The 23,111-nt window shown below is 38.5% G+C and carries 21 protein-coding genes and 1 pseudogene; 11 read left to right on the top strand and 11 right to left on the bottom strand.

What is annotated here, in order from left to right:
- Positions 1 to 388 precede the first annotated feature (388 nt).
- Positions 389 to 856 (top strand): MarR family winged helix-turn-helix transcriptional regulator, encoded by a 468-nt coding sequence (locus PQ456_RS02760; protein ID WP_273614762.1) that lies wholly within the window; start codon positions 389 to 391, stop codon positions 854 to 856.
- Between the two features lie 399 nt (positions 857 to 1,255).
- Here the strand turns inward: PQ456_RS02760 and PQ456_RS02755 are convergent, their stop codons facing one another.
- Genes PQ456_RS02755 through PQ456_RS02735 form a run of 5 tightly spaced genes read right to left on the bottom strand, consistent with a single transcriptional unit; the run spans position 1,256 to position 5,243 of the window.
- Entirely contained in the window at positions 1,256 to 2,215 is a 960-nt protein-coding gene (locus tag PQ456_RS02755; protein ID WP_273614761.1) for an NAD(P)H-dependent flavin oxidoreductase, read from the bottom strand.
- Between the two features lie 25 nt (positions 2,216 to 2,240).
- Positions 2,241 to 3,044, bottom strand: coding sequence for an energy-coupling factor transporter transmembrane component T family protein (locus PQ456_RS02750; RefSeq protein ID WP_273614760.1), 804 nt, complete (start codon positions 3,042 to 3,044; stop codon positions 2,241 to 2,243).
- The gene (locus PQ456_RS02745; RefSeq protein WP_273614759.1) at positions 3,037 to 3,894 is read right to left on the bottom strand and encodes an ATP-binding cassette domain-containing protein; all 858 of its coding nucleotides are present in this window, start codon (positions 3,892 to 3,894) and stop codon (positions 3,037 to 3,039) included. The genes PQ456_RS02750 and PQ456_RS02745 overlap by 8 nt, the downstream gene beginning before the upstream one ends.
- Positions 3,870 to 4,679 (bottom strand): energy-coupling factor transporter ATPase, encoded by an 810-nt coding sequence (locus PQ456_RS02740; RefSeq protein ID WP_273614758.1) that lies wholly within the window; start codon positions 4,677 to 4,679, stop codon positions 3,870 to 3,872. Before PQ456_RS02740 ends, PQ456_RS02745 begins: the two co-directional genes overlap by 25 nt.
- 12 nt (positions 4,680 to 4,691) lie before the next feature.
- Positions 4,692 to 5,243: a biotin transporter BioY gene (locus PQ456_RS02735; protein ID WP_273614757.1), complete on the bottom strand. Its 552-nt coding sequence runs from the start codon at positions 5,241 to 5,243 to the stop codon at positions 4,692 to 4,694.
- A gap of 169 nt (positions 5,244 to 5,412) precedes the next feature.
- On the opposite strand from PQ456_RS02735, the pseudogene PQ456_RS02730 reads away from it, so the two are divergent.
- Positions 5,413 to 5,961 (top strand): annotated as a pseudogene (locus tag PQ456_RS02730) (hypothetical protein).
- Between the two features lie 36 nt (positions 5,962 to 5,997).
- Positions 5,998 to 6,561 (top strand): DMP19 family protein, encoded by a 564-nt coding sequence (locus PQ456_RS02725; protein WP_273614756.1) that lies wholly within the window; start codon positions 5,998 to 6,000, stop codon positions 6,559 to 6,561.
- Positions 6,562 to 6,855: 294 nt separating this feature from the next.
- Here the strand turns inward: PQ456_RS02725 and PQ456_RS02720 are convergent, their stop codons facing one another.
- The 3 genes from PQ456_RS02720 to PQ456_RS02710 form a co-directional block, all read right to left on the bottom strand.
- Complete coding sequence (locus PQ456_RS02720) at positions 6,856 to 7,224, bottom strand: immunity 22 family protein (protein ID WP_273614755.1); 369 nt, start codon at positions 7,222 to 7,224, stop codon at positions 6,856 to 6,858.
- A gap of 474 nt (positions 7,225 to 7,698) precedes the next feature.
- Positions 7,699 to 7,866: a hypothetical protein gene (locus PQ456_RS02715; protein ID WP_273614754.1), complete on the bottom strand. Its 168-nt coding sequence runs from the start codon at positions 7,864 to 7,866 to the stop codon at positions 7,699 to 7,701.
- Positions 7,867 to 8,024: 158 nt separating this feature from the next.
- Positions 8,025 to 8,354, bottom strand: a complete 330-nt coding sequence (locus PQ456_RS02710; RefSeq protein WP_273614753.1) for a hypothetical protein — start codon at positions 8,352 to 8,354, stop codon at positions 8,025 to 8,027.
- A 207-nt stretch (positions 8,355 to 8,561) separates the two neighbouring features.
- On the opposite strand from PQ456_RS02710, the gene PQ456_RS02705 reads away from it, so the two are divergent.
- From PQ456_RS02705 to PQ456_RS02695, 3 genes are all read left to right on the top strand, one after another.
- Positions 8,562 to 9,041, top strand: a complete 480-nt coding sequence (locus tag PQ456_RS02705) for a GAF domain-containing protein (protein ID WP_273614752.1) — start codon at positions 8,562 to 8,564, stop codon at positions 9,039 to 9,041.
- Positions 9,042 to 9,162: 121 nt separating this feature from the next.
- Entirely contained in the window at positions 9,163 to 9,774 is a 612-nt protein-coding gene (locus PQ456_RS02700; RefSeq protein WP_273614751.1) for a hypothetical protein, read from the top strand.
- Between the two features lie 164 nt (positions 9,775 to 9,938).
- Positions 9,939 to 10,541 (top strand): nitroreductase family protein, encoded by a 603-nt coding sequence (locus PQ456_RS02695; RefSeq protein ID WP_273614750.1) that lies wholly within the window; start codon positions 9,939 to 9,941, stop codon positions 10,539 to 10,541.
- Between the two features lie 216 nt (positions 10,542 to 10,757).
- Here PQ456_RS02695 and PQ456_RS02690 read toward each other — a convergent pair whose 3' ends face one another.
- Complete coding sequence (locus PQ456_RS02690) at positions 10,758 to 11,438, bottom strand: hypothetical protein (protein WP_273614749.1); 681 nt, start codon at positions 11,436 to 11,438, stop codon at positions 10,758 to 10,760.
- Between the two features lie 449 nt (positions 11,439 to 11,887).
- Between PQ456_RS02690 and PQ456_RS02685 the strand changes: the two genes are divergently transcribed.
- From PQ456_RS02685 to PQ456_RS02670, 4 genes are all read left to right on the top strand, one after another.
- The gene (locus PQ456_RS02685) at positions 11,888 to 12,757 is read left to right on the top strand and encodes an ABC transporter permease (RefSeq protein WP_373462061.1); all 870 of its coding nucleotides are present in this window, start codon (positions 11,888 to 11,890) and stop codon (positions 12,755 to 12,757) included.
- A 13-nt stretch (positions 12,758 to 12,770) separates the two neighbouring features.
- Complete coding sequence (locus PQ456_RS02680; RefSeq protein WP_273614747.1) at positions 12,771 to 13,712, top strand: carbohydrate ABC transporter permease; 942 nt, start codon at positions 12,771 to 12,773, stop codon at positions 13,710 to 13,712.
- Between the two features lie 61 nt (positions 13,713 to 13,773).
- Positions 13,774 to 15,324, top strand: a complete 1,551-nt coding sequence (locus PQ456_RS02675) for a DUF3502 domain-containing protein (RefSeq protein WP_273614746.1) — start codon at positions 13,774 to 13,776, stop codon at positions 15,322 to 15,324.
- A gap of 474 nt (positions 15,325 to 15,798) precedes the next feature.
- Positions 15,799 to 19,539, top strand: a complete 3,741-nt coding sequence (locus PQ456_RS02670; RefSeq protein ID WP_273614745.1) for a collagen binding domain-containing protein — start codon at positions 15,799 to 15,801, stop codon at positions 19,537 to 19,539.
- A gap of 103 nt (positions 19,540 to 19,642) precedes the next feature.
- Here the strand turns inward: PQ456_RS02670 and PQ456_RS02665 are convergent, their stop codons facing one another.
- Entirely contained in the window at positions 19,643 to 20,455 is an 813-nt protein-coding gene (locus PQ456_RS02665; RefSeq protein WP_273614744.1) for a helix-turn-helix domain-containing protein, read from the bottom strand.
- Positions 20,456 to 20,640: 185 nt separating this feature from the next.
- Positions 20,641 to 22,011, bottom strand: coding sequence for a dihydrolipoyl dehydrogenase family protein (locus PQ456_RS02660; RefSeq protein WP_273614743.1), 1,371 nt, complete (start codon positions 22,009 to 22,011; stop codon positions 20,641 to 20,643).
- Between the two features lie 443 nt (positions 22,012 to 22,454).
- Here PQ456_RS02660 and PQ456_RS02655 point away from each other — a divergent pair, with 443 nt between their 5' ends.
- Entirely contained in the window at positions 22,455 to 23,111 is a 657-nt protein-coding gene (locus PQ456_RS02655; RefSeq protein WP_273614742.1) for a hypothetical protein, read from the top strand.

Below are 23,111 nucleotides of genomic sequence, written 5' to 3'. Positions count from 1 at the left end.
TGGAAAACTACTGATTTAGAGCACTTTTGCTATATATTCTATTCTGATTTTGCATATATTGTCCGTAAATAACCTTTTTCTTTATTTATACACATAGTTATCAACAGTATTTATCCACTTATACACAGTTAACACACAGAAAACAATTCATAAAAAAATCACTTTTTATGTAAAATCAATGTTTCAAAAATCGTTATCCACAATTTATACCATCATTGTTCGTTTGATTGGAATTTAATATTTAAATTTAATATTTAAAAAGTCTACCATTGTGACAAATCGCATGTTTTTTCAAAAAAATTACACGTAAAATAGATTTATATCCAATCCATTAATTCATTTGATGAATATATTCCACATTAAAATGCCTAGAAAGGGTGAATTTATCATGATTAATATGTCCATGAATGATACTGAACAATCGATGCATCTTTACCGCGTTTTTGCTAAAGCTTTTAAAAGTTTGAGTGAACATGCTGTAGCAGGAAGCAAAATTGAAGGCTTCAACTCTACTGCTTTTGCTGTAATGGAAGTTCTTTATTTTAAAAGCGCCCAACCGATTCAACAAATTGGTGCTAAATTATTACTACAAAGTGGTAATGTTACTTATGTGATCGACAAGTTAGAACACAGCGGCTTGTTACGTCGCCATCCTTGCCCTACCGATCGTCGCGTAATCTATGCTGAATTGACTGATGTAGGACGCGCTGTGATGGATGATATTTATCCAAAATACGAAGAACGTCTGAACTATGCGCTAAGTGGTCTGAATTTCCAAGAGAAAGAACAAATGATTTTCTTACTTAAAAAATTAGGTATGGAAGCAGAACGTTTGTCTCCTGCTATGCGTAAATAAGTAGCTTGTACGTGAGCGTACGAATTGCAAAAAGGATCATTCCCTATTTTCTCCATCTTGTTTTAGGAGAGAATGCGAAATGATCCTTTTTTGGGTTTTGTTTTTGGAAATGGGGGAGGGTGGGGTGGCGCTATGTGGAATTATCGTTCTTGTCGTCGCTGTTGTAAGCTGATCCCTTGAATAACCGCTTTGCGGTAGGGATTAGCTTACAAAGGCGAGCGCTTCGCTCTTTCAGAACGATAATTCCCCTCCGCTTCACATCGTGGGTGGTGGCATTTCAAGAAAAACATAGACCTTTGGGGCGGTGGGTACTGTAAAAAGATTTAAATATAATGCCTTTAAAGATTGTGTTAGTTTTCTATACAATTAGAGATACATATATCATCAGATTTCAAATGATTATGTTGACCACTTTTGGCGGATATCTTGGGCTTCTTGGGTCATTCGTTGGATGAGTTCAGAGACGGTTGGGATATCTTTGATGAGACCGATGACTTGTCCTGCCCATGCGAATCCTTGTTCAGGTTGGTCGTCGTAGATCCAGCGTTTGTTGGCTTCTCCGCTGATATAGGATTTTAACGCTTCGTAGGTTGGTGTGACTTGTTCAACCTGTAGAATTTGATTGGTATAGTCAGTTCGTAATACTCTGGCTGGTGCTTTGATAGAGCGTTTGATAATAACGGTATCGGATGCGGCGCTATCGACCAGTGCTTTTTTGTATGAAGGTGAAGCATGGATACATTCGACTGTAGCGATAAAGCGTGTACCCATTTCAATACCTTCTGCGCCCAGCGCATGAGCTGCCATCCATCCACGTCCGTCTCCGATTCCTCCTGAAGCAACCACCGGAATCTTCACAGCATCAACCACTTGAGGCACCAGTACCATAGTGCCGACATCATCAATACCTAGATGTCCGCCTCCTTCTTGTCCAACGACAATGACAGCGTCAGCGCCCAGTTGCTCGGCTTTTTGAGCTTGTCTAGGTGAAGAGACTAGCACTAATGTTTTGATGTCTGTTGGTCGTAACATGTCAAGCACCGGTGCCGGGTTACCCCCTGTAATGGTCACTACCGGTACTTGTTCATTAATAGCGACCTGCACTCGATCTTCATAGCCGAATCCATATTGTCCTATCGCAAAATTCACACCAAACGGCTTATCCGTTAAGGTACGCAGACGACGAATATCTTCGCGTAACGCTTCGGCATCTGGCAGGCTCATCGCTGTGATCTGCCCGAGTCCTCCTGCATTACAGACCGCAGCAGCTAGATCAGAATAACCTAGATACGCCAGTCCTCCTTCGATAATCGGATATTCGATTTGCAATAACTCTGTGATTCTTGTTTTCCAGTTCATGATAACCATCCTTTACAGTATGCGTCTATCTATTCATTATATTTAATAATAACAGACTTACCGCAAATACGATGGCGATACCGATCACTATGTAATCAATAGATTGCAAGTGAAGTTGTCGATACGATGTTCTTCCTTTACCATTCCCATAAGCACGTGCATCGATTGCATCGCTTAGATGTTCAGCACGTTGAACAATAGTAAATAGAAGCGGAACTAGAATAGGGATATACGCTAGTATGCGTTGTGGGAATCGCAGTGTTGTTATATCGTATCCTCTTGCTTTTTGAGCTAGCAAAATACGTTCCAATTCTTCTAGAATAGTCGGAATAAATCGAATAGCAATCACAATCATAAGCGAAAATTGTTCCACAGGTACGTTTAGCTTAGACAGTGGCGACATTAATTTTTGTAGACCATATGCCAATGTTAAAGGTTGGGTAGTCAGCGTCAATATAGCCGCAAGTAAGATCAGTAAGACTATTCGCCATACAAACCGTCCTCCATTCTGTAACCCTTCTGTCGTAATCTCAAGCCATCCCCATGACCAGATGATATGCCCTTGTGTGAATAACAGATGATATGCAAACGTAAATAATAAAATGATCCATAACGGCTTCAATCCACGCCAAAACACCACAACCGGAATACGAGTTAAATATACTAATCCGATAACAAATACACTGGCAATCAGATAGCTAATCCCTGTATGCAGACTGATAAAACTCAGCATCAGTATCAACAAACTGATTAATTTGATTCGTGGATCTAAGCGATGAAATACCGAATGCGTCTCTATATATTGACCGATAAGCACCTGATTAGTCATAACTCTGTTCCTTTCGATGCCAGATCGGTAAGATGCGGGCGAAAATATCTTCTTCCCGACAACTATCTACCTCAATCTTCTGTCCATAACATTGTTCGATTAACTGAAGTAACTGAATCGATTCTGGCAATATCAGTCCATGTTGTTCTAATAGATGCGACTGTTCAATCAACAAAGTAACCGGATCATACTGACCTATCAATACACCTTGATGCATCAATATAATCTCATCTGAATATTGAGCCACATCGTCCAGATGATGCGATACCAGAATAAGTGTACGATTATTTTGCTGTTGCCATTGGTGCAAATACTGTAACAACGTTGCTCGACCTATCGGATCAAGACCTGCGGTAGGTTCATCGACAATCAGCACTTGCGGATCCATCATCAAAATCGAAGCAAGCGCTACACGTCTTTTTTGCCCGCCACTTAATTGAAAAGGAGCTAGCTCTAGAACATCTTCAGACAGACCGATTTGAGGCAAAATCTCTGCGATCTTTTGCTGAATATGCGAAGTCGACCATCCTTGCTGTCTTGGTGCAAAAGCTAATTCTCTAGCTACAGTAATCTCAAATAATTGATGCTCCGGATATTGAAACACATAACCAATCTCTGGTCGGACTTGTAATCGTCCTCTGGCATCTCTTGATACCGCTTGATAATCTATCAGATATTCTCCTTGAATAACAGGAATTAATCCTTTCAATACTTGCACCAGTGTGGACTTGCCTGCGCCTGTCTGTCCAATCACTGAAATCCATTTGCCCGCTTCAATCGTACAATGAGTATCTCGTAGCGCATCCTGTTCCTGATAACGTACACTTACGTGTTGGAGTTGATAGACCATTGTCTACGAATCGCCTCTTTCCAATCTGTTGCCATAGGAGTTGTGAGTTGTAATTGACGGTGAACCTGGACAGCAAATGGAAGCTGTAATTGATAATCATTTACAGGTATCTCGTCAAAAAAAGAAGCAGGAGCTCCATCAAATACCAATCGACCTTGATCGATCAGCAATACTCGCTGTGCTGTCAGTACTTCATCCATATGATGTGTAATATGAATAATCGTAATTCCTTGTTGATGGAGCTGATGCATAATCGCAAGTATCTGCTCTCTCCCCTGCGGATCAAGCATTGACGTTGCTTCATCGAAAATAATCATCTGCGGACGCATCGCTAATATCGCGGCTATCGCTACCCGTTGCTTTTGCCCTCCAGATAATTGATGAGGTTGTGCATCAACATAAGATTCCATCTGTACTGCTTGTAATGCTTCTTGTACACGAGGTTGCATCTCAGCGCGGGGTAACGCTATATTTTCTAAGCCAAATAACACTTCATCCATCACAGTTGTGGTGATAAATTGATCTTCTGGATTTTGAAAAATATAGCCGATCTGTTGCCTGATCTCTGCTAGTTCATCTGGCTTGGACGTATCCCATTCATTCCAATGTACAGTTCCCTGTTTTGGTACAACCAAGCCATCAATTAACTTGGCGATAGTCGACTTGCCACAGCCATTTGCCCCCACGATTGCTACAAATTCACCTTGCTGAATAGTCAAACTTATATCGTCGAGAACAGGTCGACCTTTTTTATAATAAAAATGAACATGATTCAATCTAAGCATAATTTCACTTCCTTAACGATTCGCCCTTGCTTCGATAGGACTAATTGCTTTTAATTGCCATACAATGATAGCGGCAATTACAGCTTTGATACAATCTCCTGGTAAAAAGGCTACGCCTCCTACAAGCCCTGCCCATACAGAAGTATTCGTTATGAACGCCATAAAAGGAGCACCAATTACATTGATTAACAACACCCCAAAAACGATATGAATCACAATCATTTTCCATACTTTTAGACTTCCCCATACCTTTTCTGTTGCATAGCCGATACAAAAAGCCGCAATCGGCCAGCTTAATAGATAGCCACCCGTAGGCCCTACTAATACAGATAGTCCTGCACGACCGCCTGGTAATACAGGTAGTCCGATAGCAACCAATACAAGAAATAGGATTAAACTAATACCGCTAATCTTTTTACCTAAAAATGCTCCAGCTATCATAACTCCAAGAGTCTGTACAGTAATTGGCACTGGAATAAACCCTAAAGGAATCGGTGGAACCAAAGCTAATACGCTAATAAGTGCAGCAAATAAAGCCGCGTATACCATTTCTTTTGTTGTCATTTTTTTAACCTCCATTAATTGTTAACCACTTTATATAATTTAGGTTAACAATTAAAATAAGTCAATTTCTTTTTTTAAAGGCTCTGTTAAAGATAAATGTTGATATTTGAATCCTATCAGAAACCTTAATATAATTAACATAAGAACAAATATTTGGGAGGGGATAAGGTTGAGCAAAGCATTTAATAATCTATTAAGAGATATTGGTAATTTGACACATACACAAAAAGAGCGAGCGTTTCACTGGATAAACACTACATTGAACCTTATTCCTCTGTCTGTGGTCAGCTAATTAATGAAATGCGAGAAACTCTTTGATTGTATGTTCAAAGATTATTCCTTACGAAAATCTGCTGAAATCGTAAGAGTTACTTGAATTACGCTTTTTATTGGAGACATAAACTGCTAAACGTACTTAAACAAATAGATTTTGAGAATTTTGAAGGTAGCGTTGAAGTTGAGGAGAACTATATCCTATAATCTGAAAAAGGTAAGCGAGGCATTTCAGAACGCAAACCTCGTAAGCGTGGTGGGAAATCTAAATATTGAGGAATCAGCTACGAACACGTCTGCGTTCTTGTTTCCAGCGGCCGAACAAAAGCAACTCCCAAGTAATGAAAGCACAAAACACAATATTAAAGAATTTCTATTAACATCCTTTGTATTTGAGATGATTGATACCTATGATAGCTTGTATCTATCTCGTTCTACCACTTAATTAAAGTTGATAGAAATTAGAAATGGAGGTTTAGTTATGAGTGAATACCGTGAAATAATTAAGAATTTAATTCAACTAAATCTTCTAACTAAGAATTCAGGCGAAGAAATTATCAATGAGATTGCATTAAACTTATATAATGAAGAGAATTATCATTTAACTGAAAGGGATACATTTTATAAGTTGCCTATTGTAATAAGAGATATAGTACTTATAATTAACTTAGATACAGAACTGAATATGCAAGGTATTTTGGGTTTCTTAGAGAATTCAACAGGATTATTCTTAAATGATACGATAGAAACTTTACAACGAATACAGGCAAAAGAAGATTACGAAATACTAAAGTCAATAAAATCAATACTGGAACAAAACAATGTATCGACACAGGATTTAAGAAATAATGTAAATAATCAAATCAAATACTCTATATCTACTTTTTCGGAAACTCACAGTTCTAAATATAATGATATGGTATCAGAAATTAGTGAAGTAGCTGATAAACTTTATCTTTATAATGGTGATAGAAACTTATTTGATTACCTTATAAAATACGTGGATACAAACAAAGATAATTTAGTAGAAGGGCTTAATAATTAAGTAGAATTTTTATTATCTTTACGGGAATTACACATTAATGAATTCCCTATTTCTTTTATTAATTATCAACATTAACAATTAACAGAGCCTTTTTAGTATGGATATGTTTTTCCGATGATCATCACATCAGTACTCTCTAGATTCCGTTGCAACACGGCTTCTTCTGGAAATGGATTCATACCACCTGATGCGATTACGTATACGTCCTTCCATAAAGGAGTCTGCTGACATTATTGTATTACGTGAACAAGGTCAAATGAGTTAGCGTGATAAAATGTACCCCATAAAGCATTATCAAACAGAAAAAATAAAAATACCAACAAGCGTCAATCCATTGTACTTGGAACCGACAGTAACTGAACCATCAAAATCGATCATAGAGAAACAATGACTGGCTTGAGCAATCTTGAAAGCACTACATGCTCGTAAAAGCTCATCTTCAAACTGATCAGAATATGGCACCTCAATTATAACTTCTTCAACAGACGTGGGACCACCCGCATTATAAACCGAAAACTTATCCCAATCAAACCATTTCGTTTGGGTATCTTTGCAAAATCCACATTCGTTCCCGTACTTTTCAACATCGAAATATTTCTCCCATTCTCCATCACTACCATGGTAAATGCCAAGCCAAACATGGATTTTCTTATCAGTTTTCATTAGTTACCTGCCTTTGAGTTTTCTAGTTATAGATCTATCATTTCTTACATAGTGCCGTATGAACTTCTTTTTTATTCTTACCCCATCACGTTTTGTATTAGCTCTTTTCAACTCGCACTCCTGGTAAATGCAATAAATACTAATTCGTTTTACGAATACATCGTGTTTTGCCGATCCAGTGTATTTAACCAATCAAGATAAAGACCTATTTGATTATCTGAGAGTGTAATTACTTTTATTTAGATTATAGTCTGCTACGTATATCGTCAAATAATGCTCTACAAACTCGATTCGTTTTGAAGACAAATCGTAACCTTTTTCTGATTTAAACTATACTTTTCCAAGCTATACGCAATACATTGTGCTGTTTGGAACAAAGTTCGATAAATATCTATCACAGCCACTTGATCTAGACATGTAATTGCATAATCAATCAAAGGTTTAAAGATATTCATATCAGATTAAATCTATTATTTAGATATAACTATAAGAATCATCTGGTAAAAAGTCTATTGCTCCTACTAGTCCTGTACATATAAATGTATGAATAGGTATAAATCCAACAAGGATAGGAAGAAACAATGCTAATACGCTAATGAGTGCAGCAACTAAAGTCACATATACCATTTCTTTTGTTGTCATTATCTTCCCCTGCCAATCGTTAACCAATTCATATAATTTAGGTTAACAATAAAAAGAAGTCAATTTCTTTTTCTCTATATACTAAAAAGAGCGCTGGTATTCGCTTTAGTAGCGAAGATCAGCGCTCTTCTCAATATCATCATTTTATTTAGACTTTATTACATGACTACAGAAGGTTCTTTATACGATTTGCGGCTACTACTTTGCTTGGAAGAACCTGGAACGACTTCTCCGCACAATAACGATAACCGTTTACGAATCGCTTTTAACTCTTGAATCCCTGTACCTGTAATTATATATTCATCGCTACTGGAGGTCAGCATATTTTCCTGCACCAGATATTCTAGTTCTTGCTTGATCTCACGTTCGCCTACACGATAACCCCGATCTTCCAGAAACGGTTGCATATCATTGACTGTTAATTTTTCTTCATTGGAATGGTGAAGTAGATGAATACGAATAAACAAATTCTGTACTTCAGCGTGCATAAATTCCTCTCCTTCCGGTTAATAGATTCACGCTGTAATTACCCGTCGCCCTAGAAGCGGAAACAATTTCTGGGTTATTTATTTATCATTTACCTAATTGTTGTCATTAGGCACAATTTCGACTTTACTATTTGCAAATAAATACACCAGTTGTATACTGTTCTATAGGCTTTATGGTTGTAATCTATCGGAAAAAAGGTGAAACTCATGTTTGAAAATATAGCGTATAGCGGTACACGTGAAGAACAATATCAGACCGCTTTGAGTCAATTGCAAAGTCTTATTGCGGATGAGCCAGATCGTGTAGCAAATTTGGCAAATGCATCTGCATTGTTAAAACAATGCTTGAACGATACCAACTGGGCAGGATTCTACCTGTATGATGGTAAAGAATTAGTATTAGGGCCTTTTCAAGGATTACCTGCTTGTATTCGCATCCCTTTAGGTAAAGGTGTATGTGGTACATCTGCTTCTGAACGTCGCACATTACGTATTGCAGATGTACACGAATTTCCCGGACATATCGCTTGCGATGCCGCTTCAAATAGCGAAATCGTTGTTCCTTTAGTAAAAGGCGATACTTTGATTGGTGTACTTGATATCGATAGCCCGCTTAAAGAACGCTTTGATGCACAAGACCAAGCATTTTTAGAACAATTTGCTGAAATATTGGTCAAAGCGCTATAATTCTATAGCATGTATGTTCGATGTTGTAAAAGATTAAAAAGTAGCTACTTTGATCTGATCAAGTAGCTACTTTTTTATGCGTTGTATCCATAATATATATGAAAGGACGAATATTCATCTGATGAAATTTCTAATAGCTCTTCTTGTGATTGTAGCAGGTGTAAGTGCAGGATTATATGCACAGCACCTTAATAAACAATCATCTGTATCTTATTCATACAGTGATAATGACTCAACGTTCGGTTACACTGAACCTCAAAAAGTATCTCACGAAGAAGAAGCACCTTTTTATCTCAAAAATAAAAATTTCACTTCTCTTTATACATACAAAAAGTTAAAAAACACCGATTTATTAATCGGTACTTCTCATATGCTGTCTACTTCTTTACCCGATGGCACAGGCACTGCTCAATTTCGAGGAGCTTTAATTACTTTGTTTGGTGCACCTATTTTGCAATCACAAAATGCTGAACAAGCCTACGATTATATTATTCAAGCTCAAGATGACAATGGACATCAATGGATACTTACCGCATATGAAGGGCCAAGTGGTCCTGCTATTGGTGGCGATTCAACAGATCGTACAATTTATCCTGTCGCTAAAGACTTATTGCAAAAAATCGAATCTACACAACCTTCTTCTTTTGAAGAAAAAGTATATTATGAAGACTTTGGTAATACGATTGTGTATGGTTGTACACAAAACAAATGTTATTACAGCGAACACTCATAGAATAAATAATTGTATCCACATGTGTATAACTTTTTTCGAAAAGTTATCCCTATTTATCTTAACATTAAGATTATTTTCTTTTTTCTCTTGATTTATAACAAATATGTAGTATCATTATAAAAGTAAGTAACAAACATTTAGATATTCCAAGGAGGAACCACATTATGGCTTTAGACTTTTTCCAAGCACTTGAAAACAGACGTTCTATCTATGTAATCAGCAAAGAATCTCCAATCGCAGATAACCGAATTCAAGAAATCGTTGAAGAAGCAGTAAAATATACGCCATCTTCTTTTAACTCACAAAGCGCACGCGTAGTTGTATTGCTAGGCGAGCAACATGATAAATTATGGGATATCACAACAGAAACATTGCGTGGTATTGTAAATAACGAAGAAGCATTCCAAGGAACTGCTGACAAAATGAGCATGTTCAAAAACGGATACGGTACAGTATTATTCTTCGAAGATACAGATATTATCACTAATCTTCAAAATCAATTTGAAGCATACAAAGACAACTTCCCACTTTGGGGACATCATGCTAACGGTATGTTGCAATTGGTGATCTGGACAGCTCTTGAAGCAGAAGGTCTAGGCGCTACACTACAACATTACAATCCAGTAATTGATGAAGAAGTAAAATCTACTTGGAATATTCCAGCACAATGGCAATTAGTTGCACAAATGCCTTTCGGTAAACCTGCGGCTCCTGCTGGCGAAAAAACATTCCAACCGGTTGAAGAACGCGTTAAAGTATACAAATAAGATTGGCATTAACCACATAAGTTAGGCGTAGATCTAACAGGCTAATGCTATGTACTAGCTGTTAGATCATCCCGATCCATATGTATAACAAAAGCACCTCTTATCCGAAAACATTCCCAGTGACTTAGGGAAGGTTTTCACCGATAAGAGGTGCTTTTTAATTAGCATTTATCTTCTACATAGATGCAATCAAGAGCAGTTAAATGAATAGATCAATTAACCTGAACTTGTATCTTGATATTGCAAGCTAACACGTTTAACATTACCATCTGCATCCAGTTCTAATTGAACGGTTTTGCCTGTCATATCCGCCGCGCCAGCTTCTACATTTTCTTGGAAATCAGCCGCTTTGTTATAAGATACTTCTTTTTCACCTTTTTTGATCATAACGGTCTTCGTATCTTCACTTACATACGTTCCGATTGGATCTTTGGTAGTGTTGTCTGCATCGTTAGCTGCTGTAGCTAATTCCGCACTAACAGCGGATTGACTTTGATTATCAATTTTCACACTGATATCTTTGCCATCCATATTATCTGGCAACGAATCGCCTTTTTCAAATGAACTTTTCTTCGGAATTACAACTTCATTACCGCTTACTTTGATCGTCAAATTATCTTCATTTTGACTGACAAATGTACCTACTACGTTAAAGTCAGCGTTCATATCTGATTTGTTCGGATCAGACGAATACTGTCTTAGATCCGCTAAATCAGATTGTTCGCTTGCATTTTTTTGGTCAGTAGTGCTGCTATCGGTCTGACCTGTATTTGGACCTTTATTTTCGGTCTGGTCTTGTGCAGCAGGTGTTGCATCCGGGTTGGAACATCCGGTTACTGCTCCTGCAATCAATAGACTGCCTAGTACAGTAAGTGTCGTATACTTAAATGATGTCATTGGAATGATGCCCCTCTCTTTGAGAACAATAGAATAACGATTCTGTATGCATCTTGCATTAGATGCTTTCGTTATCCTTTACCCCAAATACACAGGGTTCCAAACTATCAATCATTTACAATATTAAGCCTGCTATCATATCATGTCGAAATTGATCATACAACCTCTTTTTGTAACCCTTTTCATTTTTTCGATTTACCCTTTTCTAAAATCCAAATCGTAGCATAATGGTGATGGTTAATAGCATTATTGTGCAATAGAAAACGTAAAGAACCCCTTACAATAAAAAGAACAACAACACACTTAGCAAAATGTAAGCGCTACAAAAAAAAGAAACCGTTTAAAGCACAAAGGAGGAATATCACTTGGATACAGCCAAATCGATCCCTGCTGTACGTGTCAAAAATTCCAAACGTAAGCAATTCCGCAATAGCCGTGTGCTCCTGCTGATGTGCTTGCCAGCTATTGTATTCTTTTGTATTTTTGCTTACTTGCCGATGCCTGGATTATATCTGGCTTTTGTCAAATATAATTACACCGATGGAATATTCAGCAGTCCATTTGTCGGATGGGACAACTTTAAGTTTCTGATTATTACCGGAGACTTATGGCGACTTACTTTTAACACAGTGGCATACAATATAGCGTTTATTGTACTTGGTAATATTGCCCAGATCACCGTAGCTATTTTACTTAATGAAATTCGCAAAAAATGGTTCAAAAAGATATCGCAAACGCTGATGTTTTTGCCTTATTTTATCTCGGCGGTTCTGATCGGGTTGCTAGCTTACAATATTTTGAGCTATGACTATGGACTATTAAATGGGATTTTGCGGTCTCTTCATCTTGATCCTGTCAAAGCATACTCTGAACCTCATCTATGGCCTTTTATTATTGTGATCACTTACTTATGGCAGACGACTGGATATGGTTCTATTGTTTATTTTGCCGCTATTATGGGGCTTGATAGTGAGATTGTAGAAGCTTCAGAGATCGACGGAGCAAATGCATTTCAACGGATTATCTATATTGTACTTCCATGGCTCAAACCTACCTTTATTATTCTTTTGCTGTTCTCACTAGGCGGCATTTTGAAAGGAAACTTCGGACTATTCTTCAACCTGGTTGGTGCGAACAATACTGCACTGTATGCAAGTACAGATATTATCGAAACGTATGTTTTCCGTTCGTTAATGACTAATTTCAACTTCTCTATGGGTAGTGCAGTCAGTCTGTATCAATCGGTATTTGGATTTGTGGTGGTAATAACTGCGAACTGGATTGTCAAAAAAGTATCGCCTGAAAATTCACTATTCTAGGAGGTGAACATCTATGGATATTCGTAATGAACGTGATCTGATTGGAGGCAATACCCCGCGACCTGCACGTATTCGTACTGACTACACCGAGATTATTATGAGTTGGTTTGGTTATATTTTTATCGGCTTATTTGCCATCTCGTGCTTACTTCCATTTTTACTCATTTTGGGAACCTCATTTACCAGTGAAGAAGCGGTGAAGAAGTTCGGTTTTAATATATGGCCTCATGAATTTAGTACATTTGCTTACCAGATCGTTTTTGAAAATCCCAAGCTGATTATTGGCTCTTATTTGGTCACAATGGGGATCACGATTGTTGGTACTGTAGTTGGTTTATTTATCGTAGCAATGACCGGTTATGCGCTACAGCGACCGGATTTCACATATCGTAATAAGATTTCATTTTTTATCTATTTTACGACGTTATTCTCCGGTGGATTGGTTCCTTTTTATCTACTAATCACCCAATACTTAGACCTCAAAGACAGCTATCTTGCTGTACTATTACCTGGATTATTAACACCCTTTTTAATCATTATGATGAAAAGTTTTGTTCGTTCGATTCCCCATGCGATTACAGAGTCTGCCAAGATTGATGGCGCTGGCGACTTTACGATCTTTTTACGTCTGATCTTGCCGATGACTACTCCGGCACTAGCGACGATTGGACTGTTTATTGCACTGGGTTACTGGAATGAATGGTACAACGCGATGTTATTCCTTTCGCCGGATATGGATTATCGTCCGCTGCAATTATTCTTGTATAACGTAGTGACCAGTGCCGACTTTATTCGTAACTCTGCGGCTTCTTCTAACGTAGCGATGAGCGATGTTCCACTGGAAACAATGAAAATGGCAACGGCTGTTGTAGCGACGGGTCCTGTGATTTTGTTTTACCCATTTGTGCAACGTTATTTTATCAAAGGGATTACTGTTGGTGCAGTCAAAGGCTGAGCGTATTCTACCCTTGATATCGTACAAGCAAGATACGCTTTTATTCTAAGGAGGTTAGCAGATGTCCAGATTTCGTAAATTAACGATTTCAGTATTGATTGCTGTTATGGTCATTAGTCTCGCAGCGTGTGGTGGTAAAAAAGAAAGCAGTAGTGCAGGCGGTGATACCTCTCAATTTGTAACGATCAGCTTCGTCGTACTTGGCGATAAGCCGAAGAACGGGCAATTTGAAAAAGTCATGGAAAAAGTCAATGCGATTATGAAAGAAAAGATCAATGCAGAACTGCAATGGAAATGGGTCGAATGGGCAGATTGGCAGACCAAATATAATTTGTTACTTGCATCCGGTGAACCTGTCGATCTTGTCACGATCGGAACGGACTGGTTAGATACATGGTCGAATGCACAACGGGGTGCTTTTTTACCATTAGATGATCTTCTTCCTAAGTATGCTCCTCAGACTTGGAAAGAGATTCCTCAAGAAGACTGGGCACAAAGTAAATATAATGGCAAAATCGTTCTGATTCCTGAGAACGATTACACGCAATGGATTAATCATGGATTCTTCTATCGTGGGGACTGGGCGAAGCAAGCAGGAATTACAGAACCGATCAAAGATTGGAATACGATTGGCAAATACCTGCAATGGATCAAAGACAACAAACCAGATGTGATTCCTTATGATGTACAAGCAAGTACAAGTAACTTTGGTGGCTGGGTACAATCGTATACGCCTCATTTAGAGTTACCGATTTCTACAGGATATATGCCTATTTTCAATACAGAATCGTATGATGATCGCTATAAAGTCGTTAGCCCTGTATTTGAAGATACGTTCCTCGACTTTGCTAAAATGATGAAAGATTGGGCTGATAAAGGATACTGGCGCGAAGATGTACTGAATAACAAAAATGATGCACGTAACGCACTACGTGCAGGTCAGAACGGGATGGACAGTCATCATACACAGACATTCTCTGGACTTCGCGTGCAAATGGATAAAGATCAACCGGGTTCTGAATTGATGATGTATCCTTTCTCCCGTACAAGCAATAACTTACTGGAAATGCCAATCACGCATGGTGGTGTATCTCTAGGTGCACACAGCAAAAATCCTGAACGTGCATTGATGGCTTACGATCTGATTCGCAATAACAAAGAAATTTACCAGTTGATTAACTACGGTATGGAAGGCGTTCAATACGATATCAAAGATGGTAAACGTGTTCTTCCTGCCAACTACAACGAGACGAATGATTCGTTCTACTCTGACTTCTGGGCAGGACGTATGGACAAATTCGAGATTCCTAGTGATACCACATGGGACAAAATCGATACGATGTACAAAGAATACGACAAAATCAAAAAACCGTATCCATATGGACAATTCGTATTCGATAAAACAGCGATTGAGTCTGAATTAACAGCGATCTCTCAAGTTACAGGTGAAATGGGCCCTGCAATTTCTTACGGTAAAGCTGGCGACCCTACGCAAGCTGTACAAGAGTATCGCGATAAGCTCAAATTGGCGGGCTACGATAAAGTGATGGCTGAACTACAACGTCAATTAGATGCTTACAAAGCCCAGATGGATAGTACAGCTAATAAATAAAAATAAAACTAATTTGAAAACCAATATAAAAAAGCAGAAAACTCTAAATGATGTATGTTAGAGTTTCCTGCTTTTTTTTCATTTTCGACAAGGTGTTACAAAACTTTATTCCTGGTTTATAAACTATCAGTGACTTATTATAGTACTAGCGACTTATTTTAAGAATAGATATCATTTATTCATGCGTTATTGTCGGCTTGTATGATATAAATAATGAGTCAGTTTTAATTTCTAGTATTTGGCTTTGCTTCAATTCATTGCTTTGCGTTGATGACTTGTCCGAAAGTTCCTGCCCAATTGCTAAAAGTTGTTGAGAAATTGTTCAGAAACAGCGTGTATACTGTCAAAGCAGGTATTTACAAAAATGAAAGGAGCAACTCACACAAATAGCTTAATTTTAAAACTTACAGTAAGTCAACTATTGTGTCGTCAGACTCGCACGTTATTCATCATTAGATTGCAAGGGGATATTAGATGAAAAAAGCAAAACAAATAAGTGCATTTGTACTGTCACTGATACTTATGGTACACCTTCTTGTCGGTGCCACCAGTACAATCTATGCTGCCGATACGTCATCGTCATCAAGTACGGAATCTACAGATTCCTCACAAGTCGCTAATTCGGGTTCAACAGATACTACAAGTACCAATGATCAATCTACTGTACAGTCGGATACATACGCCCCGACGGATGGAAGTGGATCTGGTAATAGTGGATCGACAGGAGATCCAAGTACAACTCCACCCACTGACCCTACAACCCCTACTACACCGGAGCCTGCTCCAGTAGCTAACTCACAGAGTATCTTAACGAATGTCACTATTGTTGATGCTAACAATAACGTGATTGATATGGTCAAAAACCCTGATTATCAGATCGAAGCAGGCGCACCTGTAAGTCTGATCTATCAATGGGCTTTACCGGATGACGGATCGTACAAAGCAGGTTCTACGTATGAATTTGATATTCCTGCTGCTTTCAAATTGTACAACGATATCAATAATGTACCGTTAAGTTTTGATGGTGATTCTGTAGGTAGCTTCAATGTAACCAGTAAAGGTCATGTTACTATGACATTTAACAAATTCGTTGAAGAACATTCTCAAATTGGCGGTATGCTTCAGATCAATACAGAATTTAGCAAAGAGATTCTAAAAGGTAGTACAGAAATAGAGATTCCGTTCCCGATCAATGGTTCTGATAAAGTGATCGTTATAGTGATCAAACCTGAAAAAGGTGCGGCAATCAGTAAAAAAGGCGATGTTCAAAAAAATCAACAAGTCAACTGGACAGTTGATGTGAACACGAACCTCAAGCATATTCAAAATGGTGTATTAACTGACCCGATTCCTACAGGTCTTACACTTGATCCTAATTCTATTCATGTCTATAACTTAGATGTCAATGTAGACGGTAGTACAAAAGTCGGTCAAGAAATCACGTCTGGTTATCAATTAACAACTAACCCAGCGGATTTCAAAATCACATTTGCTCAAGATATTCGTTCTGCTTATCGTGTGACATACTCTACAGCAGTAGATAAAGGAACACAGACTAGCTACACGAATACAGCTACTTTGACAAGCAGTGTTGAATCAGTAAAAGCCAGCGCAACAGTTAGTGTAAAACGCGGTGAATTTTTGTCTAAAAATGTAGTTGGTTATGACGATAAGACTCGTACGATCTCATGGTCTATCAATTACAATATGAATGAACAGCCGATTACAAAAGCTAAAGCATTGCTTAAAGATCGCTTTAATGGCACACAACAGTTCCTTCAGAATACATTTAAAGTCGTTAATGTAACTACAGGTACTACAATGGTCGAAGGTACAGACTATACATTAACTCCTGTAACGAACGACAAAGGAACAAATGGTTTTGATCTTCAATTTAATTCTGATATTACTTCTGGTTACACGATCACTTATCAGACACAAGCTACTGGACGTGTCTATACGGATGAGAAAGTAATTAACAAAGTAACTTCAGATGGAACAGGCGTACAAGCAGGTCAAAACTTGCAAAGTACGATTTTTGTTAAAACATTATCAGATGCAAATTATATTAGTAAAATTGCAACATGGAAATTAGTCGTCAATCGTGATGGATATACAATGTCTGATGTAGCGATCAACGATTATTTCACAAACGGTGGCTTAGAATTTTTACCATCTACACTGGTTGTTCGTACAGCTGATGGTGCTAAACTTCCAAAATCTGCTTATACCGTAACCACAAGCAATGCCAAGTCTGGTTTTGATATCAAATTTGCTCAAGACGTTAAGGAACAGTTAACGATCCAATATGGAACAACGTTCAATAACGATTGGAAAATAGATAAAACAAAACCTGAGTTCTACAATGGTGCTAAATTAACTTGGACAGAAAACGGTACACCTCGTTCTCAAACAACAGAAGCACGTTTCTGGCCAGATAATATGACTGTCAACAATGGCTCTAAAGAAGGCGTTTATAACGCAACAACCAAAGAGATCACTTGGACAATCAAAGCAAACTACAACAAAAAAGAACTACCTAATGCTGTGATTACAGATACACTTGAATCCGGTCAAACGTATGTACCTGGATCGCTAGAAGTGAATAATCTGAATTTGTTAGGCTGGTGGAATGGTACTTCTAAAGGATCGACTGTAGATTCTTCAGCATATACATTCACTGCTCCTACAGCACAGAATACGAATCAACTAAAAATTGCTTTTAATGACACAATCAACACACCTTACTGGATTACATTCAAAACAACGCTTGAGAATCAAGTAATTGATTCCAATATTCATAATGAAGCTGTACTTCGTAGCGGTAATGATTATTATCCGTGGGCAGCTGTTGTAGAGATTCCTAAAGGTGGCGAATATGTCTCCAAAACAGGTACACAAGATGGAGACAAAATCAATTGGACGGTTTACATTAACCGCGGTCAATCTTATGTAGAAAATGCCAAGATTGTAGATACTCCTACACCGAATCAAGTGTTATCCAGCAGTTCTTTCCACTTGTTTGCAGCGAATGTAGCTAGCAATGGTGGATTGTCTAAAGGAACTGAAATGGTAAAAGGAACCGACTACAAATTAGCATTCTTTGCAGGCGAAACACCTCGTTTTGAATTAACGTTCATCAAACCGATCCGTTCTGCTTTTATTCTTGAATACTCAAGTATGATTACAGCAGCGGATAGAGAAGCAGTCAGCAACAGCGTAGCCTTTTCCGGTAACGGTATTACAAAAGGAACGGTTGCCACAGAACAAGAAATTGAAGTACGTACTTCTTCCGGTTCAGGTACAGGTTCAGGCGTAGTCGGCAAATTAGCAGTACAAAAAGTCGATAAAGACGATAAGAGCTTACCGCTAGAAGATGCTACGTTCAAATTACAAGATGTAGCTCAAAGCAAACCAGCAATCGAGTTAACAACAGATGCACAAGGACAAGTAATGTACACGAACCTGCTTTATGGTAAATATACATTACAAGAAATCAAAGCACCTGCTGGATATGTACTTGATCCTACAGTACATGATGTAACTATTGATTCTAGTACTTTGAAAAAAGGCAATATGTTGTCACTGACGATCACGAATGAGAAACAACCGGTCGTGATTCCACCAGTAACACAGCCACCAGTGGTAACACCACCGGGCGGCGGAGGTGGCGGAACACCGGAGACGCCTCCTACTACACCGACAACGCCAGATGGTACAACGCCAACGAATCCTGGGCAACCATCTAATAATGACGATGATGACGTGCCAGGTGGACGTGTAGAGCCTACACCGGATGACCCATTTGCTAATGTTCCAGTAAATGATGATCCGATTCCACAAGGTTCTGGAGAGCCTACACCAGATACACCGACACAACCATCACAACCAGGGAATGAACCATCTACTCCGGTAAGCAACAATCCAACGCCGGATTCACCATCAGACCCGGAGGTTCCGATCAATGATGATCCGATCCCTCAAGGGAATGTACCGGTAACGCCGGACAAAGATATTCCGGTAAATGATGATCCAATTCCTAAAGGAACCGTACCATCGAATCCGTCTACTCCAACAAACACACCTGATGTGGATCGTTTGCCACAAACAGGCGAGTCTAGCAATATGCCTTTCTGGTTAGCTGGATCAGCATTGTTATTGTTTGGATTGATTATGAGACGTGTTCACCATAACAAACAAGCTCGTTCTAAATAAAACGGATAGCCTTTGTTAAATAGATACACCAAAGCCCCTGTGCTAGAGCAGATCGATAATTACTATCGTTTCTGTTCTAAGCCACAGGGGCTTTTTGTGTTGATTACGAAGTCAGTATAATCGGTTGAAGTGTATGTCCCTGACGAAATGTCGAAGGATTGACACCAAAGTGCTCGGCAAATTTACGAGAAAAATAAGTCTGTGAATTAAAGCCTACTTCATAAGCGATTTCGTTAATATACTGCGGGGTAAAGCGCAACAGATATTCAGCTTGTTCTAGCCTCATACGAGTCACTGTATCGACGATCGTCTCTCCTGTCTCTGCTTTGTATAAATGTAGCAATCGTGATGGAGAAAGACAGACACGCTGTGCCAGGTGCTCTATACGCAAGTCTTCTTTGTAGTGTTCCTGCAAGTATTGGATAATCTCTGTAATTCTCGAATCTGTACGATCTTCTTGAGGCTCATAATAGACTGTAATAGAAAGTAGAATTTCGCTAAGGGTGTGAAAAGAAAGTTCGTTATCGTATCTGCTTATAGGCTCTGTGCAATATTCCAGTAGACGTTCAAAAGCATGTTGAACACGTGAAGCTAAAATAGAATGATCCATGTGGATATGTAGGCTAGGACAGAAATCTTGAATACTTTTGAGTAAAATAGACCATTGTGGATGAGCGGTAAAAGAGCAACAAATGCCTTCTAGTCGATGATCGGAAGGTTGACATACACTTTTTTGCATACCAGGCGGAATAATATCAATACTGCCTGCACGACATTCGAGACGGTGATCTTGATCATGGATCATTCCCTGACCGGACAATGTATAAAGAATAACCCATTTCTGTTGTACCTGTGGACGGTAGCAAGGCGATGGTCCAGCTAATAAATAACGATCAGCCGTTAATTCTGCATACATAATGATACCCCTTTCCTTTGAATAATGAAGGAATACGTACCTGTCTTTTCATAAAATGTAAGCGCTTTATTTCGATGATATCTGAATTACTGTAGTCTGACAAGAGGGAAATTACGCATTCGGATATAAAAAAAGCGCAATCCTCTATATTAGGATTGCACTCTTTTACAAAGATATAGCTGCATTTACTCTTCCAAAAAATACGAAAGATCTGACATCGCAGTTGGATAACCATAGATTGTTTTTTTCCACTCATCAATATTAAGATCGAATTGGATCGCTGTCGCAAAATGGTTAATCAAATCATCTGCTTCCCCACTTAAAATATGAGCACCCAGCACTTTTCTAGCTTTCGTATCTATAATTACTTTGATACGGGTATGCTTTTCATTTGTTCGTTTGTAGGTGTACCATGAGGAGGTGTCCATATCGTTAATTTTGATATGATCTCCTAACTTTTGCGCTTCTTCAGCCGTCATACCGACCGATGCCAATTTGGGAATAGTAAATACAATACTTGGCATCACTTTGTAATCCGGTATTTGTACATTATCTTGAAGCAAATTCGTACGTACAGCTTGAGATTCCATACTTGCTATTGGTGTTAACGGTAATCCTTTGGTTGCAGCGACATCTCCGGCGGCATAGACACGTGGATTACTGGTACTTTGCAAATATTCGTTGACTGTAATGCCTTGTTTCTCTGAAGCGATATTGGCTTGATCTAGCTGAAGCTGATCGATATTCGCTACACGACCCGCACCATGCACCACCAATCCACATTCTATCTCTATAGATTGCTTTTGTTGATCCGATTTCTGCGTCGCTGTTACTTTATACTGTTGATCTGCTAGTTGTGTGATAGATTCAATCTCGGTATTCAGATGAAATTGAATGCCTAATTCACGTGAACGCTCGACCAATTCATCGACCAGATCAGGATCGAATTTGCCTAACGGCTGATCTCCATGATGGACAATATGTACTTCTGCCCCTGCTCTCACAGCGATATGCGCAAATTCCATCGATATATAACCTCCACCTACAAATACAATAGTAGATGGCAATTGTTCTAAATTAAGAAAATCATCGCTATTGGCTAAATATTGCTCGCCTTCGATCGATAATGGAGCAGGCTTTGCACCTGTAGCAATCAGAATATGTTTACCTGTAAGCTGATCGTCTCCGACTTGAACTGTATCCTCACTCACAAATGAAGCGAATCCATGAAAAGTATCTACTCCTGCTTCTTGTAACTTTTTCTCATGTGCTGGTGGAATCTCTTCTACAAATGTTTCTTTAAATGCCATCAGATCTGCCCAGTTAATCGTAGGCTGGTGTTGTATGCCTTTGCCTTGCATCCGTTCATTCCAATCGATAATCTCAGCGGCACCTACCAATACTTTCTTCGGATCACATCCACGAAGCGCACACGTGCCACCGTAAGCTCTAGAATCGATAATTGCTACCTTCCAGTCCTCCTTGCTACAAGCGGTGGCTACACCCGCTCCTGCGCTACCTGTGCCGATGACAATGAGATCATATTGTTTGTTCATTTGTATTTCCTCCTTCATTCTATTGGTATATCCATATTCTTATAGTCGATTAATGGAGTAGGTTCTCTTTACTACTTAAACCTTAATAGAAGATAGCAATCTACCATACGTTGTTAACGTTAATTATTATTTTTAAAATTTGACTAATTTGGTATTGGTTTTTTTTAATTTACGTGGTAAATTTTCAACATAATCATTTTATATACTGCCAGATGCTAAAAGAGATATTTTGTTTGGCAAAAATCATTTTTATTAGACTGGTCGCGTTTTTACTGCCAAACGCTAAGGTAGATATTTTGCTTTACAAAAATCGTTTTTTTATTAGATTGGTCGCGTTTTTGTTGCCAAACGCTAAGGTAGATATTTTGCTTTGCAAAAATCATTTTTTTATTAGACTGGTCGCGTTTTTACTGCCAAACGCTAGAAAAAGGGGATTATTACAGATGAAGAGAAAACTCATGCTTACGCTGGTGTTAACCGCTGTTTTGACAGGTTCCAATGTGATGTTTGCAAACGCTACCTTTGCGGCTACGGATGATGTTTTGCCGGATGGCACGTATACGATGGATCTGGAAACGATGGCTTCTTCTTTTTCCGCTTCTTCATTAGAGGATCCTCCTGTAGCGGTAGATCAAGATACTTATGACGAGAGCGAAAGTGTAGAGAATCTTGACCCTGCTTTGGTGGAAGAAGCGACTCAATTTCTAGAGTATAGTGATCAGATGGCGCCATTACTGGAGTATGAGAAAAAAGCGTGGACAGCCTATTACAAAAATGATTATGTTAACAATACCAATCGCAAACAAGAATATGCACTGGTTACAAATACGATTATTCCAAACTATAAAAAATTCTTAACAGGTATCAAACAAATCAAACCGACTCATCCTGAGTTAGCTAAAATGCATGCTAAGTATATCAAAGGCGCTACCCTTGAAATGGAAGGCTTCCTTTTGTTTCAAAAATATGTATCCAAAACCAAATTAAATGATGATATACTAGACAAGTCCAATGCTAAATTAGACGTAGGCGGCAATTTGTTACTTCAATTTGATAAAGAAATGGAAGCATATATTTCCAAATTTCTACCTGCACAATAA

Source organism: Paenibacillus kyungheensis, assembly GCF_028606985.1.
In the GTDB taxonomy this organism is placed as follows: domain Bacteria; phylum Bacillota; class Bacilli; order Paenibacillales; family Paenibacillaceae; genus Saccharibacillus; species Saccharibacillus kyungheensis.
This window is presented reverse-complemented; position numbering and strand designations above follow the sequence as displayed.